The sequence below is a fragment of the Devosia sp. ZB163 genome, assembly GCF_028613635.1.
Lineage (GTDB): Bacteria > Pseudomonadota > Alphaproteobacteria > Rhizobiales > Devosiaceae > Devosia_A.
In genome coordinates, this window is the sequence record NZ_JAQRMY010000001.1 from 1,285,432 (window position 1) to 1,302,350 (window position 16,919).

Below are 16,919 nucleotides of genomic sequence, written 5' to 3' on the forward strand. Positions count from 1 at the left end.
GCGCAAGCGCGGCTAGACCACCGTCTTCAGCATATCGAGCAGCGAGCCATCGAAATCATCGACCGGTTGCGGGGCCGGGGCGGTGGATTTCACGGTCGCGATCTCCGACCAGCCGATGGTCATGGTGACGCCGCCAACCTTGCGCTCGGCCACGAACCACGGCGAGATGACCGTGGCGAACTGCACTGCCGCCCCGCTGGTCGGGCTCGCGAACGTCCGTCGCGTCTTGACCGTCTGGCCCTTCAGCGCTGCCTCGTACTCGGCCAGCTGGTCCGCCGGCGTATCGGGCAGAAGCTGGGTGATCGCCTTGCCCACAACCTCGCGGCGCTCGACGAAGCGGTGCGCCTTGAGCCAGTGGATCGAGCAGTCCATCACCCGCAGCTTGTCGTCGAGGACGACGATCGGGGCGGGCAGGTCGCTGACGAGGTCCTGCGCCACCTTCATGCGACCCTGCACCTGCAGCTCGCGTTCCATCTCCGCCGTCACGTCGCGGCTGGCGCCGAAGAGCTCGGTTACCCGCCCGTCGCGCACCCGGAGGTCGGCGATGGTCTCGATCATTCGCAGCTGGCCGTCGCGCCGCTCGACCCGCAGCCGGCAGCGGAAGCCGCGCCGGTCCTGCAGCGATTGCGCGATCAGGCCCAGCAGCTTGCCCCGGTCCTCGGCGACATAGAGCTTCACCATGTCCTGCAGCGGCACCGGCGTCTCCGGTGCGAGCCCGTAGATCTCGGCCATCCGTTCGGACAGCACGACGGTGCCGGGGAAGATCACCTTCCACTGCCCATAGCCCTCGTGCAGCTCGATGAGCTGCAGGACGCGCTCGGCATCGGTAATGGCCGGCGCCGGCTCAACCAGCGCCAGCGACTCTGATGGCGCGGCGATCAACTGCTTGTCGAACATTGGGTCCGTCGCAGGCGTTTGTTTGGGCGCGACGCTAACCGGCCGGGGTTAAGTATTGGTTCAGGCCGGCCGCTTGCGGGGCGTCTCCTGCCGGGGCAGGGCGACGAAACCGGAGAGGGCCAGCCCGCGGGCCTGGCTGGCCGGCAGGGGTCGGCTGAAGAGATAGCCCTGGGCCTCGTTGCAGCCCTCGTCCCTCAGCATCAGCAGTTGCTCCCAGGTCTCCACGCCCTCGGCCGTGACCCGCGTCTTCAGCGATGCGCCCAGCCCGATGATCGCCCGCACGATCGCGGCCGAGCCTTCGGCATCCGGCAGGTCGGTGACGAACGACCGGTCGATCTTGATCCGGTCGAACGGGAACCGCCTGAGATAGCTCAGCGACGAGTAGCCCGTGCCGAAATCGTCGAGCGCCACGCGTATCCCCATACCGTGCAGTTCGTTGAGCGCCGCCACGGCTTCCACGTTGTCGTCGAGGAGCACCGACTCGGTGATTTCGAGCTCCAGCCGCTCCGCCGGAAGCCCGGATCGCGACAGTGCGTCCGACACGGCCCGCACCACGCCGCGATTGCGGAACTGCGCCGGCGAGAGGTTCACCGCCACCGACACCGTTTCCGGCCAGCTCACGGCTTCGCGGCAGGCCTGATCGAGCACGAACGCGCCGATCTCGTCGATCAGCCCGCTCTCCTCGGCGAGCGGAATGAAGACAATCGGCGACACCGAGCCATGCGCCGGGCAGTCCCAGCGCACCAGCGCCTCGAACCCGGTCAGCCGGTTGCCCGCGATGTCGATCTGCGGCTGGTAGACCACGGACAGCTCGCCGCGCCCCAGCGCCAGCGCCAGGTCGCGCTTCATCTCGCGCCGCTGCCTCAGTTCCTCATCCATCGCCGCCTCGAAGAAGCGGAAGTTGCGCCCCTTCTCGGCCTTCACCCGATACATGGCGACGTCGGCATGGTGCAGCAGCGCGTCCGCACTCTCGCCATCGCGCGGAGCGGCGGCGATGCCGATGCTGGCGCCGATATGGACGATCTCGCCGTCGATTTCGAAGCGGTGCCGCAGGGCGTCGAGAATGGCCTGCGCCGTTGGAGCGGCGTCCTCGGGAGCAGCGATATCGAGGAGCAGGGCGAATTCGTCGCCGCCGAGCCGGGCCACGAGGTTGCCGCTGCCGGCGCAGAGCCGCAGCCGCTCGGCCGTCTCGCGCAGCAGCGCATCGCCGACCTGGTGCCCCAGCGTGTCGTTCACCAGCTTGAAGTCGTCGAGGTCCACCGACATCACGGCCAGCACCCGTCCGCCGAGGTTGTCGAGCGCGATCTCCAGCCGTTCCTGGAAGTGCATGCGGTTGGGCAGTCCCGTCAGCGTGTCGTGCCGCGCGAGGTGCGCGATCTCGGCTTCGGCGTACTTGGCCTCGGTCACGTCGCGCGACAGCGCCAGCAGCCGCGCCACCGTCCCGCCCTCGTCGAGGATCGGCGAGATCGACAGGTCCCACCAGCGCGCCTTGCCCTTGGCCGTGGGCCCGAACAGCGTATGCCGCACCGTGACGCCGCGTCGCGCCGCCACGATCGCGTCTCGGATCGTCTGCTTCACATCGTGCGGCCAGAACGTCTCGAACCCGCGTCCGCGGATGGCGTGGAAACTGTCCACCTCCATGATCCGCATGCCCGGTCCGTTCATGAAGATCAGCCGGCCCTCGGCGTCGAGCACCTCGATGGCCATGGTGCTTGCCTCGAGGATGGAGCGCGAGAAGGCCTCGCTTTCGCGTAGCGCCGCCTCGACCATGCGGCGGTCGTGGATGTCCTCGAGCGTGCCGTACCAGCGCAGGATCCGTCCCAGCCGGTCACGCCGGGCTGCCGCCCGCGCGCGCATCCAGCGGTAGCTGCCGCTCTTGAGCCTCAGGCGATACTCCACATCGAGCGGCTGGCCGGACGACAGGGCCTGCCGCCATCGCTCGATCGTGGGGACCAGGTCGTCCGGGTGGAGAGCCCGCAACCAGCCTCGGCCCAGCGTCTCCTCCGCGTTGAGTTCCACCATCTCGAGCCAGCGCGGGCCGAACTCGACGATGTTGCCCTCCGGGTCTGCCAGCCACGGCACCTCGGGGTTCAGCGCCACCGCTGTCCGGTAGTGGTCCTCGCTCTCCCGCAGGGCCAGCTCGGCGCGCTGCATGCGCGTGACGTCCTGGACGATAACCTGCACTTCATTGGGGCCGACCGCGAAGTGGGTGGCGTTGTACAGGCGGATATCGTCGCCCACCGGGGCGCCGCGAAAGCGGAAGGCGCCGGACTTGCCGCTGCGCACCGCGGCATGGAGGCGCCGGCGCATGCGCGCCCGGTCGCCGGGGTGCAGGCGCGCCAGCATCTCGGCGAGCGCGATCCCCTGGTCCAGCGCGTCGCCGCGAATGGTCGTGGCCGAGTGGTACACGCGGTCCGTGGCCGCGTGCCACGTCCATACGGAAATGCCGACCGCATCGCCGATCTGGCGCAGCGTCGCCGCAGCGTCGTCGCGGTGATCCTCCTGTGGCGGAGCCACTCGGTTCTGCATGCCCACCCCTCAGCGTCGCGGGTGATGCTAGGTCCCGCCCACAAGCCAAAACATTAATCTCGGGGTGCGCATGGCCCCGCGACAGCATGACAAGTTACACGGATGGTTAAGGAGCGCTTATCGCGCCCCTGAGCATTTGCCCTGACTCAGGCCCATTCGCCCTTGCGCATCACCGGCACCTTGCTGCCATCGGGCTTGATGCCGTCGATATCGATCTTGTCCGAGCCGATCATCCAGTCGATGTGGATCAGGCTCTTGTTGCCGCCGCGCGCCGCAATCTCGTCGGGTGTCATCTTGGTGCCGTTGACGAAGCAATCGGCGTAGCACTGGCCCAGAGCGATGTGGCTGGCGGCATTTTCGTCGAACAGCGTGTTGTAGAACAGGATCCCCGACTTGCTGATCGGCGAGGAGTGGGGCACGAGCGCCACTTCGCCGAGCCGGCGCGCGCCTTCGTCGGTATCGAGCACCTTGAGCAGCACCGCCTCGCCCTTCGAGGCCTTGGCCTCGACGATCCGGCCGCCCTCGAACTTCACCTCGATGTCGGCGATCAGCGTGCCGTTGTGGCTCAGCGGCTTGGTCGAGCGCACATAGCCCTCGACGCGCTGGCTGTGCGGGGTGGTGAAAACTTCCTCGGTCGGGATGTTCGGGTTGCAGGTGATGCCGTTCTTGGCCTCGGACGCACCGCCCTTCCAGCGGTGCTCGTCGGCGAGCCCGATGGTGAGGTCCGTGCCCGGCCCGGAATAGTGCAGCGACGCGAACTGGTGGCCGTTGAGCCAGGTCCAGCGCTCCTTGAGCCTGGCGTTGTGGGCGTGCCACTCCGAGATCGGGTCCTCGCGGTCGACGCGGCTCGCCGCAAAGATCGCCTCGGCCAGCTTGCCGATTGCCACCTCTTCCTCGTCATCGGGGAAGACGAGTTTCGCCCAGGCCGGGTTCGGGTAGGAGACGATGTTCCAGTTGATGTCGAAGCCGGTGATCTTCTCGAGCGCCGGCCGATAGGCCATCGAGGTGGCGCGGTTGGCCCGCGCTACCTTGGCCGGGTCTTCCTTGGCCAGCATCATCGGGTTGTCGCCCGAAATGGCGAGCCGCGCCGCGTTGCCGTCGAACGCCTTGGCCATACCCTCGAACAGCCAGCCCGGCGCCTTGTCGAAGCTCTCATCGGCCGCATAGCGGTAGCGGTTGAGGGTGATCTCCTCGTCCGAGAAGATCGGCTGCACGATGCCGGCGCCCGCCTTGTAGGCATGCTCGGTGATCTTGCGCACCAGCGGCAGCGCCGACATTGGGGCAGTCAGTACAAGGTCCTGTCCGGGCTCTAGTCGGAGGCCGACCTTGATGGCGACCTCCGCCAGTCGGTCGAGTTTGACGGGGTCGATCGGATTCTTGCCCAGAGCCATTGGAAAACCTTCGCGAAAACGGGGTGAGAACCCTTACCCCTCGCTTCCGCCTGCTTCAAGCGCACGAGCAGCTCCAGCTCGCTCTCGGGCTGCGCCACCTGCGTCCCCATACCCAGGCACCACGCCCGCACCATCGCATCGTCGATGGGGTTCATCTTCGCTTCTCCCGTTGGTTACGGGAATGGTCGAACGCCCCCGGGGGGAATCGACAGCTCCACGTCCACGCGGGGCGCGGCACCCCTCCCCCTTGAGGGGAGGGTAGGGTGGGGGTCCATCAGTGGACCACCGAACCACCCCCTCCCTCAGTCCCTCCCCTCAAGGGGGAGGGAGGCGATAGTCGGGCATTCTGCGCTCAATACACCTGTGGCACGTACAGTTCGGGCGGCACCGGATGGCGCACGTAATCGGCGTGCCGCACCCGGTCGGGCAGGGTCACCTCGCTCTTGGGCACGTCGCCATAGGGGACCTGGCTTAGCAGGTGCGCGATCATGTTGAGCCGCGCCCGCTTCTTGTCCACCGCCTGCACCACCCACCATGGTGCTTCCTCGGTATGGGTGCGGTCGAACATCTCTTCCTTGGCCTTGGTGTATTCCTCCCAATGCACCCGGCTCTCGAGGTCCATGGGGCTGAGCTTCCACTGCTTGAGCGGATCATGCAGCCGCATCTTGAAGCGGAACTCCTGCTCCTCGTCGGTGATCGAGAACCAGTATTTGACGAGAATGATGCCCGAGCGGACGAGCATGCGTTCGAACTCGGGCACGGTGCGGAAGAACTCCTCGAGCTCGTCCCTGGTGCAGAACCCCATCACGCGCTCGACGCCGGCCCGGTTGTACCAGCTGCGGTCGAACAGCACGATCTCGCCCGCCGTCGGCAGGTGCGGCACGTAGCGCTGGAAGTACCACTGGTGCCGCTCGCGCTCGGTCGGCGCCGGCAGCGCCACGACGCGCGCCACCCGCGGATTGAGCCGCTGCGTCACCCGCTTGATCGCGCCGCCCTTGCCGGCCGAGTCGCGTCCCTCGAAGATCACGACCATCTTGAGCTTCTTGTAGGCCACCCAGTCCTGCAGCTTCACCAGTTCGTGCTGCAGCCGGAACAGCTCGCGGAAGTAGAGCTTGCGGTCGAGCGAACTGCCGCCCTCTTCGCCCATGGCTTCGGCGACCAGCTCGTCCAGCCGGTCGTCCTCCATCTGCATCTCCAGCTCCTCGTCGAAATCGTCGACGATGGCCTGCTTGATGCGCTCGAGGGCGGCCAGGTCCTTGGTCGGGGGGGCGTTCATTTGCGGGCTCCCTTTGCTGTGGCGTGAGGGGTTGCCCGTGTTGTGCAACAGCAATGTGACGGTCTGTCGCCGGGCTATTCTTCGGGCAATCCCGCGAGTCTCAGCCCCTCGAGCACGGACGCAAGCCGGCTCGGATCGCGCTGCGGCTGCCCGTCCCAGACGCGCTTCACCGTCACGCCGGGCGAGAGCCGCTTCAGCGTCGCGATATGCCGCTTCGCGTCATCCATATGGCCCAGATGCGCGCTGGCCGCCGCCAGCATCCAGAACGTGCACACGAAGCTCGGGTTGGCCGAGGCCGAACGCTTGGCCCAGCGGAGGGCTTCCTCATAGTCGCCCTTGATCATGTGGGCATGCGAGATCGCCGTCAGCGGCCAGTACCCGCCGTCGAGCGCCGGGCTCAGCCGGATCGCATGCTCGCTGTAGGCGATCGCCTTGTCGATGCTGCCCAGGTGCAACTGGGCGATGCCGGCGAACATCATCACCGTCAGGTTGTTGGGGTTGAGCTCCACCGCCCGCTGGCTGACCTCGAGGCCACGGTCGTAGTCCTTGAGGTTGTGGATCAGCATCATGCTGCACAGGCTGAGGATCACCGCATCGTCGCGGGCATGCGCCAGCGCCCGCTCGACGAGCTCGATGCCGCGCGTATGGTCGTCCTCGCCGATCGCCGGCCAGCCCTGCGCCGCCCGGTGCAGCATGGCGTTGCCGGCATAGACCAGGTAGGTCGGGTTGGTGGGTTCGAACTCGATGGCGCGCAGCAGCAGCGCGATGGCCTCGGCATTGGCCGCTTCCGTCTGCGACAGGTGCATCGGCATGGCGCGCAGGTAGAGATCGTAGGCCTCGACGCTGTCCGGCCGCTCGCGCCGCGAACGCTCGATTTCGGCCCAGCGGATCGCCGGCTCGACGATCGAGGCGACCGTCCCGGTGATGCGGTCCTGGAAATCGAACACGTCCTCGAGCGTGCCGTCGAACTTGTCGGCCCACAGGTGCGCGCCCGTCGTTGCGTCGATCAGCTGCGCGGTGATCCTCAGCCGGGTGCCCGCGCGCCGCACGCTGCCTTCGAGCAGGTAGCGCACGCTCAGCTCCTTCGCCACCTGGCGCACGTCGACGGCGCGGCCCTTGTAGACGAAGCTCGAGTTGCGGGCGATGACCGCGAAATCCTTGAAGCGGCTGAGCGCCGTGATGATGTCTTCCACCACCCCGTCGGCGAAGTATTCTTCCTCGCTGTCCCCGCTCATGTTGTCGAAGGGCAGCACCGCTACCGATGGCTTGCGCGGCATGACCGGGCTGGCCCTGCGTCCCCGCGTATCCGAACCGCCTTCGGCCACCACTTCGAACACGCGCACCGGCCGGGCGATGTTCTTGAGCTCGCGCTCGCCCAGGTCGAGGAAACCCGCCTTCATGCGGTCGCGGACTTCGTCGAACACCTTGCCCGAGACGTAGACGCCGCCCGGCTCGGCAATGGCCTGCAGGCGCGCCGCCACATTGATGCCGTCGCCGTAGATGTGGGTGTCGTCATGCACCACATCGCCCTGGTTGATGCCGATGCGGAAGACCAGCCGCCGGTTGGCCGGCACCTCGGCGTTCCGCTGCTGCATCAGGGCCTGCATGGCGAGCGCGGCTTCGACCGCCGATACCGTACTTGGGAACTCGGAGACGATTCCGTCGCCCGCAAGGTCGACAACCCTCCCGCCGTGCCGCTCGAGGAGCAGGATCACGGCCGTCTGGTGTCCCTTGAGGGCAGCTACCGTGCCGGCTTCGTCAACGCCCACGAGGGCGCTATACCCGGCAACGTCAGCACAAAGCACCGCAGCTAGGCGGCGCGACAAAACCTGTTCCATTTCCGCTTCCTAGGCGGAGCCTGCTCGCTCTGTCCAAAAGTAAGTCGTCGGAGCGTTACTTGGAAGTGGAAACCGACCGAAAGTGTTACCGCTCTGTCGGAATCTGCCTGAAATCTGGCAGTTCTCGCAACACCAGCTCCGGTCCGGCGGGAGAATAGACCACAAACAGCTGCATCGGCGCCGATCCGGTGTTGAGCGTCGAGTGAAAACGACTCTCCGGCACGAACACCGTGCAGCCCGGTCCGACCTTGCGTACCTCCGGCACGCCCTCCGGCGTTTCGACCATCTGCTCGCCTTCGCCTGATATGACGAAGATGATCTCCTCGGCCCCCGGATGGTTGTGCCGCGTATGACCTTGGCCCGGTGGCAGGTCCACCACACCCCCCGAGAAATTCCGCGCCCCATTCACCTCCGGCGCCACAGTCAGCGCCAGCCGTCCCCAGTCGAACCCGAACGCACTGACGTCGCGCGGATAGACGAAGTTGTTCTCGGTCATGTCCTTTTCCTCATCCCTGGTCCGTTGTCCCACCCTCATCCGGCCTGTCGGCCACCTTCTCCCGTCAAGGGAGAAGGCCCCGCGACTGAGATTGCTGCGGGGTGGCCTTCTCCCCTTGTGGGAGAAGGTGCCCGAAGGGCGGATGAGGGGTGAGCCCCACGCACTATTCCCCCGTCCTCAACCCCTTGAACCCCTCGACCTGCGCCTTGATGGCCACCTCCACCGGCAGCCGCTCCATCGAGCTCGCGCCATAGAACCCGTGACAGCCCTTCACCCGCCCGAGCACGAAGCGCGCATCCTCGGGCATCGCGATCGGCCCGCCATGGCAGAGGACGATCACATCCGGCTTCACGGCCTTGGCCGCCTCCGCGATCGCCGCGATCTCGTCGCAGCACTGCTCGAGCGATTTCGCCGCCTTGGCCCCGATGGCCCCGCCGGTCGTCACCCCCATATGCGCCACGACGATATCCGCGCCCGCGCCGGCCATGGCCCGCGCCTCGTCGGGGTTGAACACATAGGGCGTCGTCAGGAGGTCCAGCCGGTGTGCCTCGGCGATCATGTCGACCTCGAGCCCGTAGCCCATGCCGGTCTCCTCGAAGCTCTGCCGTATCACCCCGTCGAAGAGCCCGATGGTCGGGAAGTTCTGCACCCCCGAGAACCCCATCGCCTTCAGCTCTGCGAGAAACTGCGGCATCAGTACGAACGGATCCGTCCCGTTCACGCCCGCCAGCACCGGGGTACGCTTCACCACCGGCAGCACTTCGAGCGCCATTTCCTTGACGATCTCGTTGGCGTTGCCATAGGCGAGCAGGCCCGCCGCCGAGCCGCGCCCGGCCATGCGATAGCGTCCCGAATTGTAGATGATGATGAGGTCGATCCCGCCGGCTTCCTCAGCCTTGGCCGAGATGCCCGTCCCCGCGCCGCCGCCCACGATGGGTTGGCCACGCGCCACCATGTCGTGGAACTTCCTGAGGATTTCGGCGCGCGCTATCGCTGCCATGTGGCCTCCTGTGCCGCAATTTCATTGAATGCCGCGACGGCCGCCGCCGCGAACTCGTGATCGTTGATGTGGCAGTCGAGCGTGATGAGCTGCCGGTCCTCGTGCCACTGCACACCCCGCTCTATCGCCTCGAACAGAGCCGCATCCGCCTCAGCGTCGCGGAAGGGTCCCCCCTCGATGTCGAGCGCCGAAACGCCCCTGAGCGGAAGCAGGAACCGCACCGGCCCCACCGCGGCATTGAGCTTGCTGCCGATCCATTCCCCGATCACTCGGCACTCGTCGACCGTCGTCCGCATCAGCGTCACGTTGGCGTTGTGAGAGTAGAAGAGGCGTTCGGCATAGTGCGCCGGCACGGTCTCGGGCGCCCAGAAGTTGACCATGTCGCACGCCCCGACCGAGCCCACATAGGGTATCGGCCGGCGCGCCAGGCAATCGAGCCGCTCCGGCCCGGCCGGCAGCACGCCGCCCAGCAGGTAGTCGCAAACCTCGGTCGTCGTGACGTCGATCAGCCCGGTCACGAGGCCGGAATCGACCAGCATTTCCATTGTCTTGCCGCCGGTCCCCGTGGCGTGGAACACCAGCGGCTCCACCGCCCCCGCGAGCAGGTCGACGATCTGCGTCACCGCCTTGGTCGTCACCCCGAACATGGTGAGCCCCACGGCGCGCCGGGTCGCCGGCTCCACTGACGTCGGGTTGGCGCTCATCGCGACGATCGCGAGCGCCGCATTCGAGAGGATAACGCGCGATATCCGGTTGAGCCCGGCAAGGTCGGTCACCGACGGCATCATCACGATGTCGCTGACCCCGACATAGGGACCGACGTCCCCCGAGGCGAGGGTCGAGACCATCACCTTGGGCAGTCCGATCGGCAGCTTGCGCATGCCCGCGGTCACGATCGAGGTTCCGCCGCCGCCACCGATGCCGACGATCCCGGCAATATCATCACGTGTTATGACAAATCGCGCGAATGCCTCCGCCATCCCCGCTACGGCGACACCGCGGTCGTTCCCTTCCAGCAGGTCCGGCGCGCCGAACTTGGCGACATCGGCCGCCCATACTTCGGTCGGAATCGCCGGCGCCCTGGTGCCGACATCCACCACCACCGGATCGCCGCCCAGCGCACGAATGCGCTCGGCGAGAAAGGCGAGTTCCTCCCCCTTCGTGTCGGCGGTGCCGACCACGTAGATGCGCTTCATCGCGCCCCTCCCGGCACGCGCTTTCGCCCCGGTCGCTCTCCTCCCGACCGGGCCGCGCCTGCTCCTTGGCCAAAGTCATGGCAGACCGGAGGCGGCGTTGCAAAGCATTTTGAGATGTGCGTATCATTTCGATATGGACGTCTCACAACCTGCCGACCTGCCTGAATCCGAGCCGCGCGGCGCCCGTGCCCGCACGCGAAAACTCATGCTGGAAACGGCCATTGCCCTGATGCAGAAGGGCGAGACTCCCTCCGTCAGCGACGTCGCCGAGGCCGCGCAGGTCTCGCGCGCCACCGCCTATCGCTACTTCCCCAGCCAGGCCGCCCTGATCCATGCCGTGGTCGACGAGGGGCTGGGCCCCATCCTCAGCTGGCAGAGCGCCAGTCCCGACCCCGAGCAGCGCGTCCACGAGCTGCTCGAGCTCACCATGCCGCGCGTCGCCGAGTTCGAGGCCACCTTCAAGGCTGCGCTGAAGCTCTCGCTCGAGCAGTGGGCCCGCCGCCAGGCTGGGACCCTGGGCGAAGAGCCCCCCTTCAAGCGCGGTCATCGCGTCCACATGCTGCAAATGGCGATCGCGCCACTCAAGAATAAGCTGCCCGAAGCCAAGTTTCAGCGCCTCGCCAAGGCGTTGTCCCTGGTTTACGGCCTCGAAGTTCTCATTGTTCTCAAAGACTTGTGGGGACTCGACTTCGATGAGACGAAAGACGTTGCCACCTGGGCTGCTTCGGCGCTTGTGCGTGCCGCAGTCGACGAAGCAGCGGCTTGAATTGGTTGAGGGAAACGACTTTTCCCGAACCCGCCGAGACTTGCGAAAATGCTAGCATGTTAGCTTGACGAGGCAGGCAAAACGTAGAAACAATACTTGTTAAGACGCACGTCGATCAGAAGGAGAGATCAAGTGCGACGGGCGCTGGAGGAGCGCCCTGGCTGGCCGCTTTGGGAGAGGCGATTGCCGGCCGGGAGGGAGGTAACCCCCGACGTCGCGACCTAAACGGCCTGCCGCATGGCTTGGGAGAGCCTTGGCTGGTCCGCTGCTGAACGCCCCCGGCAATGGAGGAGGGGCTTCGTCCGGCGCTGCTTGAGCCGGTCGGAAGCGCAAGAGGGAGGACCATTATGCGCACTGTCCATAAGGGCATATTGGCCGGCATCGGCCTTATGCTGGCGTCGAGCACGTCCGTGCTCGCGCAGGAGCTGACCATCTTCTGGGCCGAATGGGATCCGGCCAACTACCTGCAGGAACTGGTCAACGATTACACCGCCGAGACCGGCGTCACCGTCACCGTGCAGACCACGCCCTGGTCGGACTTCCAGACCAAGACCTTTGCCGAGCTCAACGCCCAGGGCGATGCCTACGACATGGTCGTGGGCGACAGCCAGTGGCTGGGCGCCGCCTCCGAGGGCGGCCACTATGTCGACCTGACCAAGTTCATCACCGACAACGGCGTCGACAAGTCGTTCGTGCCCGCCACGCTCCAGTACTACAGCCTGTACGGCGACAAGTACTGGTCGGTGCCGCTCGAGGGCGACGCCAATGGCTGGGCCTACCGCAAGGACTGGTTCGAGGACCCGACCGAGATGGCCAACTTCAAGGCCAAGTACGGCTACGACCTCGGCGTTCCCAAGAACTACAAGGAACTCACCGATATCGCCGAGTTCTTCACCCGGCCCGACGAGAACAAGTACGGCGTCGCGCTCTACACCCAGACCTCGTACGACGCCATGGCGATGGGCGTCGAGCAGACCATCTTCACCTGGGGTGGCGATCTGGGCGACTACGCCAACAAGAAGGTCACCGGCATCCTCAACTCGCCCCAGAACATCGAGGCGCTCGAGGCTTACCGCAAGCTCTACACCTTTACCCCGCCCAACTGGAACCAGGCCTTCTTCGTCGAGAACAACCAGGCCTTCACCGAGGGTCTGGTGGCGATGGCGATGAACTACTTCGCCTTCTTCCCGGCGCTGGCCAACGAGGCGACCAATCCGCACGCCAAGAGCACCGGCTACTTCGCCAACCCGCCCGGCCCGACCGGGGCCCAGCACGCCGCTCTCGGCGGCCAGGGCATCTCGATCATCAGCTACTCCAAGAACCAGGAAGAGGCCTACAAATTCCTCCAGTGGTTCATCCGTGACGACGTGCAGCAGAAATGGGCCGACCTGGGCGGCTACACCTGCTCGGCGGCAGTGCTGAACTCCGAGGGTTTCCTAAAGGCCACGCCGTACAACCAGGCCTTCGCCGACTCCATGAAGATCGTGAAGGACTTCTGGGCCGTGCCGGTCTTCGCCGACATGCTGTTCCAGATGAACGATCGCCTCCACCCCTACATCACCACGGGTGAGGGCACGGCCAAGGACGCGCTCGATGCGCTGGTCGGCGACTGGAACAAGACGCTCGGCAACGACTCCTGACGGAGTCCCGACCACGGACCGGGGCGCGTCCCCGGTCCTCATCTATCGACATCAGGGGGTAAGATTGGCTGTCCTTGCGACGCTCGATTCCGGTTCCCGGGCCGCCGCGCGGGGCTGGAGCGACCTGGCGATACGGAATGCGTTCATCCTTCCGACCATCGCCTTTCTCATCGTGTTCAACATCTTCCCGCTGATCTATTCGCTCGGCTTCTCTTTCACCGAGTATCGCGTCTCGCTGCAGAAACCCGCCGAGTTCGTCGGGCTGCAGAACTACGCGGATCTGCTCTCCGATCCGGCCATCTGGCGCAGCTTCACCACCACCGCGCAGTACGTCATCGTCTCCGTCGGCGGACAGATGATCGTCGGCTTCGGCCTCGCCCTGCTGCTCAACCGGCCCTTCAAGTTCAAGGGTCTCGTGACGACGCTCCTGATGCTGCCCATGATGCTGTCGCCGGCCGTCGTCGGGCTGTTCTGGAAGCTGCTCTACGACCCCTCCTGGGGGCCCATCAACTATGCGCTGGGCATCGGCAAGTTCGAGTGGCTGAGCAACCGCGTCAACGCCCTGTTCGCCGTTGCCATCACCGATATCTGGATGTGGTCGCCCTTCGTCATGCTGCTCTCGCTGGCCGGCCTCTCGGCCATTCCCAAGAGCCTCTACGAGGCCGCAGCGATCGATCGCGCCAGCTGGTGGTACACGTTCCGCCGCATCACCCTGCCGCTGGTCTCGCCGCTGCTGCTGATCGCCCTGATCTTCCGCACCATGGAAGCCTTCAAGGCCTTCGACCTGCCCTTCATCATGTCGACCGCCAGCGTCGAAACCATCGCCATCAAGCTCTACCAGATGGCCTTCCAGGGCTGGGACACCGGCCGCGCCTCGGCGCTCGCCTACATCGTCCTGATCGTCGTCGTCTGCATCACCAACATCTACGTCAAATACCTCAACCGGGCGAAGGAGCGCTGATGATGACCCAGCCTCCGAGCGTGCAGCAATCGCCTCCCTCCCCCTTGAGGGGAGGGATCGAGGGAGGGGGTGGTTCTGTTGATCACCGCCCGACCCCCACCCCCCACCCCTCTCTTCCAGGGGGAGCGGAGCCCGCCGACGCCATCTTCTCCAATGCGCGCCATCTCCGCACCAGGAGCGTCGCCTCAGCCCGCCGCCTGCGCACCGGCGCAACCGTCCCCGAACGCCACATGTGGAGGCTGCTGCGGTCATTCTCTGGCCGCCGTTTCCGCCGACAGGTTCCGTTCGGACCGTTCGTGGTCGACTTCGCGTGCCACCAGGTCGGTCTGATCATCGAACTGGACGGGGAAACGCATTTCGATACCGAGGCCATCGAGCGCGATCGGCACCGCACGGCTTGGTTGAACGCAGCCGGCTATCACGTCCTGCGCTTCACCAACGGTGACATCATCACCAACGCCCAGGGTGTCTGGACCACCATCAACGCCGCCCTCAACACCTCGCCCCCCTCCCCCTTGAGGGGAGGGGCCGGGGGTGGGGGTCCATCAGTGATAACCGCACCACCCCCTCCCTCTATCCCTCCCCTCAAGGGGGAGGGAGGCGATGGGGTCGCAACAGCCGAGGGGAAATCCTGATGGCCGCCGTTACTTCGCGTGGCCAGCGCTTCGGCCGTCCGGTTGCCATCCTCGCCATCCTTGCGGTGACGCTTATCTTCCTGTCGCCGATCCTGTGGATCGGGGCCACGGCGTTCAAGCCGCGCGCCGTCGCGACATCCGTCCCACCCACCGTCTTCTTCGAGCCCGAGGTCACGCCCTTCGTGAAACTCCTCACCAAGCGCGTGCAGCTGAAGCAACCCGTGGCGCCCGAGGTCTACGAGGCCGCCCCGTGGTGGGAGAAGCTCGTCTACGATGGGGGCGAGCGCGTGCTGAAGGTCGGCGACGAGCCGCAGCTGTCGCAGTACCCCAACCGCTTCCTCAACAGCCTGATCGTATCGATCGTCTCGACGGTGCTCGCCGTCTCGATGGGCACGATCACCGCCTATGGCTTCTCGCGCTTCAAGATCAAGGGCGAGCAGGACCTGCTCTTCTTCATCCTCAGTACGCGCATGCTGCCGCCGGTGGTCGTCGCCATCCCGATGTTCCTGATGTACCGGCAGTTCGACCTGACCGACTCGCATGTCGGCCTCATTATCCTCTACACCGCCTTCAACCTCAGCTTCTCGGTCTGGCTGATGAAGGGCTTCATCGACGAGATCCCGAAGGAATACGAGGAAGCGGCGCTGGTCGACGGCTACACGCGCATGCAGGCGTTCTTCAAGATCGTCCTGCCCGAGGCGGCCACCGGCATCGCCGCCACCGCGGTGTTCTGCTTCATCACCGCCTGGAACGAGTACGCCTTCGCGCTGATCATGACCAACCGGCGCGCCCAGACCGCGCCCCCCTTCATTCCCAGCCAGATCGGTTCGGGCCTCCCCGAGTGGACGGTGATCGCCGCTGGCACCGTGCTGTTCCTGCTGCCGGTCGCGATCTTCACCTTCCTGTTGCGCAATCACCTGCTGCGCGGCGTTACCTTCGGAGCGATCCGCAAATGAACCTGCGCGTCTTCAACCAGCGCTTCCTCGAGCCCGGCGCGCAGCTGCTGATGATCCTGGGCATCATCTTCCTCTGCCAGCCCTGGGTGGCGTTCCTGCATGAGTGGAGCGTTCTCGTCATGCTGGTCGGGCTGATCAGTTTCAACGTCGCCGTCCACATCCCGCCGCCCGAGCCCGCGACGGTCGACGAGGACGACACCGGCCCGGTCTCGGTCCGCGAGGCGGTGCACCATGGCTGAGATCGAGCTCCGCCACATCCAGAAGTACTTCGGCGCCGTCCATGTCATCCGCGATGTGAACCTTACCATCCGCGATCGCGAGTTCGTCGTCCTTCTCGGCCCCTCGGGCTGCGGCAAGACCACCACGTTGCGCGCCATCGCCGGCCTCGAGGAGATCAGCTCGGGCGAGATCCTCATCGACGGCAAGCCCGTCCAGAACCTTCATGCCTCCGAACGCGACATCGCCTTCGTCTTCCAGCTCTATGCGCTCTACCCGCATCTCAGCGTCTTCGAGAACATCGCCTTCCCCCTGAAGGCCACGGGCATGGCCAAGGCCGAGGTCGATCGCAGCGTCATGGCCATCGCCGATGCGCTGGCCATCCATCACCTCCTGAGCCTCAGGCCTTCCGCGCTCTCGGGTGGCGACATGCAGCGCGTCGCCATCGGCCGCGCCCTCGTGCGCCGCCCCAAGGCGCTCCTGCTCGACGAGCCCATCGGCGCTCTCGATGCCAAGCTCCGCGAGGACATGCGCGTCGAGCTGAAGCGCCTCCACCTCGAGAACGGCTCGACCTCCATCTACGTGACCCACGATCAGGTCGAAGCCATGTCGCTCGCCGACCGCATCGTCGTCATGCACGATGGCATCCTGCAGCAGGTCGGCACGCCCTCCGAGGTCTATCTCCGCCCCGCCAACCTCTTCGTTGCCCAGTTCATCGGCTCGCCCGTGATGAACATCGCCGAAGCCTCCATCACCAGCTCCGGCGGCAAGGTCGCGGTTGAGCTCGATGGCGAGAGCTTCGCCATGCCCCACGACCTCGTCGGCATGCTGGTCGAAAAGAACGCCGACCGCATCTCGCTCGGCGTCCGCCCCGAGGGCGTGCTGCTGAGCCACGAGGAGAAGGCGGGCTATCGCCCGGTCGAGGCCCACATCATCCAGCCCTACGGCCCCTTCGATATCGTCGACCTGCGCGTCGGCAGCCAGACCCTTCGGGCCCGCACCCACACCGGCTTCGTCGAGAAGGCGGGCGAGCGCGTCTGGGCCCGCATCGATCCCGCCCAGGCCCATTTCTTCGATACCGCCTCGGGCAATTCGCTCGAAATCCGCCTCAGCGAGTAGTCC

Annotated in this window: 15 protein-coding genes; 7 read left to right on the forward strand and 8 right to left on the reverse strand. The window is 66.0% G+C overall.

All coding sequences use genetic code 11. The features are described 5' to 3' along the window. Positions 1–12: 12 nt before the first annotated feature. The 8 genes from PRN20_RS06560 to PRN20_RS06595 all read right to left on the reverse strand — a co-directional run bounded on the left by PRN20_RS06560 (position 13) and on the right by PRN20_RS06595 (position 10,623). Positions 13–897, reverse strand: a complete 885-nt coding sequence (locus PRN20_RS06560; RefSeq protein ID WP_273956434.1) for a PAS domain-containing protein — start codon at positions 895–897, stop codon at positions 13–15. 60 nt (positions 898–957) lie between these two features. Then, a complete protein-coding gene (locus PRN20_RS06565) occupies positions 958–3,426 on the reverse strand; it encodes a sensor domain-containing protein (RefSeq protein ID WP_273956435.1) in 2,469 nt (822 codons plus the stop codon). A gap of 146 nt (positions 3,427–3,572) precedes the next feature. Next, positions 3,573–4,817 carry an aminopeptidase gene (locus PRN20_RS06570; protein ID WP_273956436.1) on the reverse strand — a complete coding sequence of 415 codons (1,245 nt, stop codon included), beginning with the start codon at positions 4,815–4,817 and terminating at the stop codon, positions 3,573–3,575. Between the two features lie 352 nt (positions 4,818–5,169). Next, positions 5,170–6,093, reverse strand: coding sequence for a polyphosphate kinase 2 (ppk2, locus tag PRN20_RS06575; protein ID WP_273956437.1), 924 nt, complete (start codon positions 6,091–6,093; stop codon positions 5,170–5,172). 74 nt (positions 6,094–6,167) lie between these two features. Beyond that, positions 6,168–7,931 (reverse strand): adenylate/guanylate cyclase domain-containing protein, encoded by a 1,764-nt coding sequence (locus PRN20_RS06580; protein ID WP_273956438.1) that lies wholly within the window; start codon positions 7,929–7,931, stop codon positions 6,168–6,170. 85 nt (positions 7,932–8,016) lie between these two features. Further along, complete coding sequence (locus PRN20_RS06585) at positions 8,017–8,427, reverse strand: cupin domain-containing protein (RefSeq protein WP_273956439.1); 411 nt, start codon at positions 8,425–8,427, stop codon at positions 8,017–8,019. A gap of 163 nt (positions 8,428–8,590) precedes the next feature. After that, on the reverse strand, positions 8,591–9,427 hold the full coding sequence (locus PRN20_RS06590; protein WP_273956440.1) for a phosphoenolpyruvate hydrolase family protein: 837 nt from the start codon (positions 9,425–9,427) through the stop codon (positions 8,591–8,593). Continuing rightward, positions 9,415–10,623, reverse strand: a complete 1,209-nt coding sequence (locus PRN20_RS06595) for a Tm-1-like ATP-binding domain-containing protein (RefSeq protein ID WP_273956441.1) — start codon at positions 10,621–10,623, stop codon at positions 9,415–9,417. Before PRN20_RS06595 ends, PRN20_RS06590 begins: the two co-directional genes overlap by 13 nt. A gap of 133 nt (positions 10,624–10,756) precedes the next feature. Here PRN20_RS06595 and PRN20_RS06600 point away from each other — a divergent pair, with 133 nt between their 5' ends. The 7 genes from PRN20_RS06600 to PRN20_RS06630 all read left to right on the forward strand — a co-directional run bounded on the left by PRN20_RS06600 (position 10,757) and on the right by PRN20_RS06630 (position 16,916). After that, the gene (locus tag PRN20_RS06600; protein WP_273956789.1) at positions 10,757–11,389 is read left to right on the forward strand and encodes a TetR/AcrR family transcriptional regulator; all 633 of its coding nucleotides are present in this window, start codon (positions 10,757–10,759) and stop codon (positions 11,387–11,389) included. Positions 11,390–11,736: 347 nt separating this feature from the next. Further along, positions 11,737–13,029, forward strand: coding sequence for an extracellular solute-binding protein (locus PRN20_RS06605; protein WP_273956442.1), 1,293 nt, complete (start codon positions 11,737–11,739; stop codon positions 13,027–13,029). 64 nt (positions 13,030–13,093) lie between these two features. Further along, the gene (locus PRN20_RS06610) at positions 13,094–13,990 is read left to right on the forward strand and encodes a carbohydrate ABC transporter permease (protein WP_273956443.1); all 897 of its coding nucleotides are present in this window, start codon (positions 13,094–13,096) and stop codon (positions 13,988–13,990) included. A 230-nt stretch (positions 13,991–14,220) separates the two neighbouring features. Further along, on the forward strand, positions 14,221–14,625 hold the full coding sequence (locus tag PRN20_RS22855) for an endonuclease domain-containing protein (protein ID WP_443112532.1): 405 nt from the start codon (positions 14,221–14,223) through the stop codon (positions 14,623–14,625). Beyond that, positions 14,625–15,581 (forward strand): carbohydrate ABC transporter permease, encoded by a 957-nt coding sequence (locus PRN20_RS06620; RefSeq protein WP_273956445.1) that lies wholly within the window; start codon positions 14,625–14,627, stop codon positions 15,579–15,581. The genes PRN20_RS22855 and PRN20_RS06620 overlap by 1 nt, the downstream gene beginning before the upstream one ends. After that, positions 15,578–15,820, forward strand: a complete 243-nt coding sequence (locus tag PRN20_RS06625; RefSeq protein WP_273956446.1) for a hypothetical protein — start codon at positions 15,578–15,580, stop codon at positions 15,818–15,820. The genes PRN20_RS06620 and PRN20_RS06625 overlap by 4 nt, the downstream gene beginning before the upstream one ends. After that, complete coding sequence (locus tag PRN20_RS06630) at positions 15,813–16,916, forward strand: ABC transporter ATP-binding protein (protein WP_273956447.1); 1,104 nt, start codon at positions 15,813–15,815, stop codon at positions 16,914–16,916. The genes PRN20_RS06625 and PRN20_RS06630 overlap by 8 nt, the downstream gene beginning before the upstream one ends. Positions 16,917–16,919 lie beyond the last annotated feature (3 nt).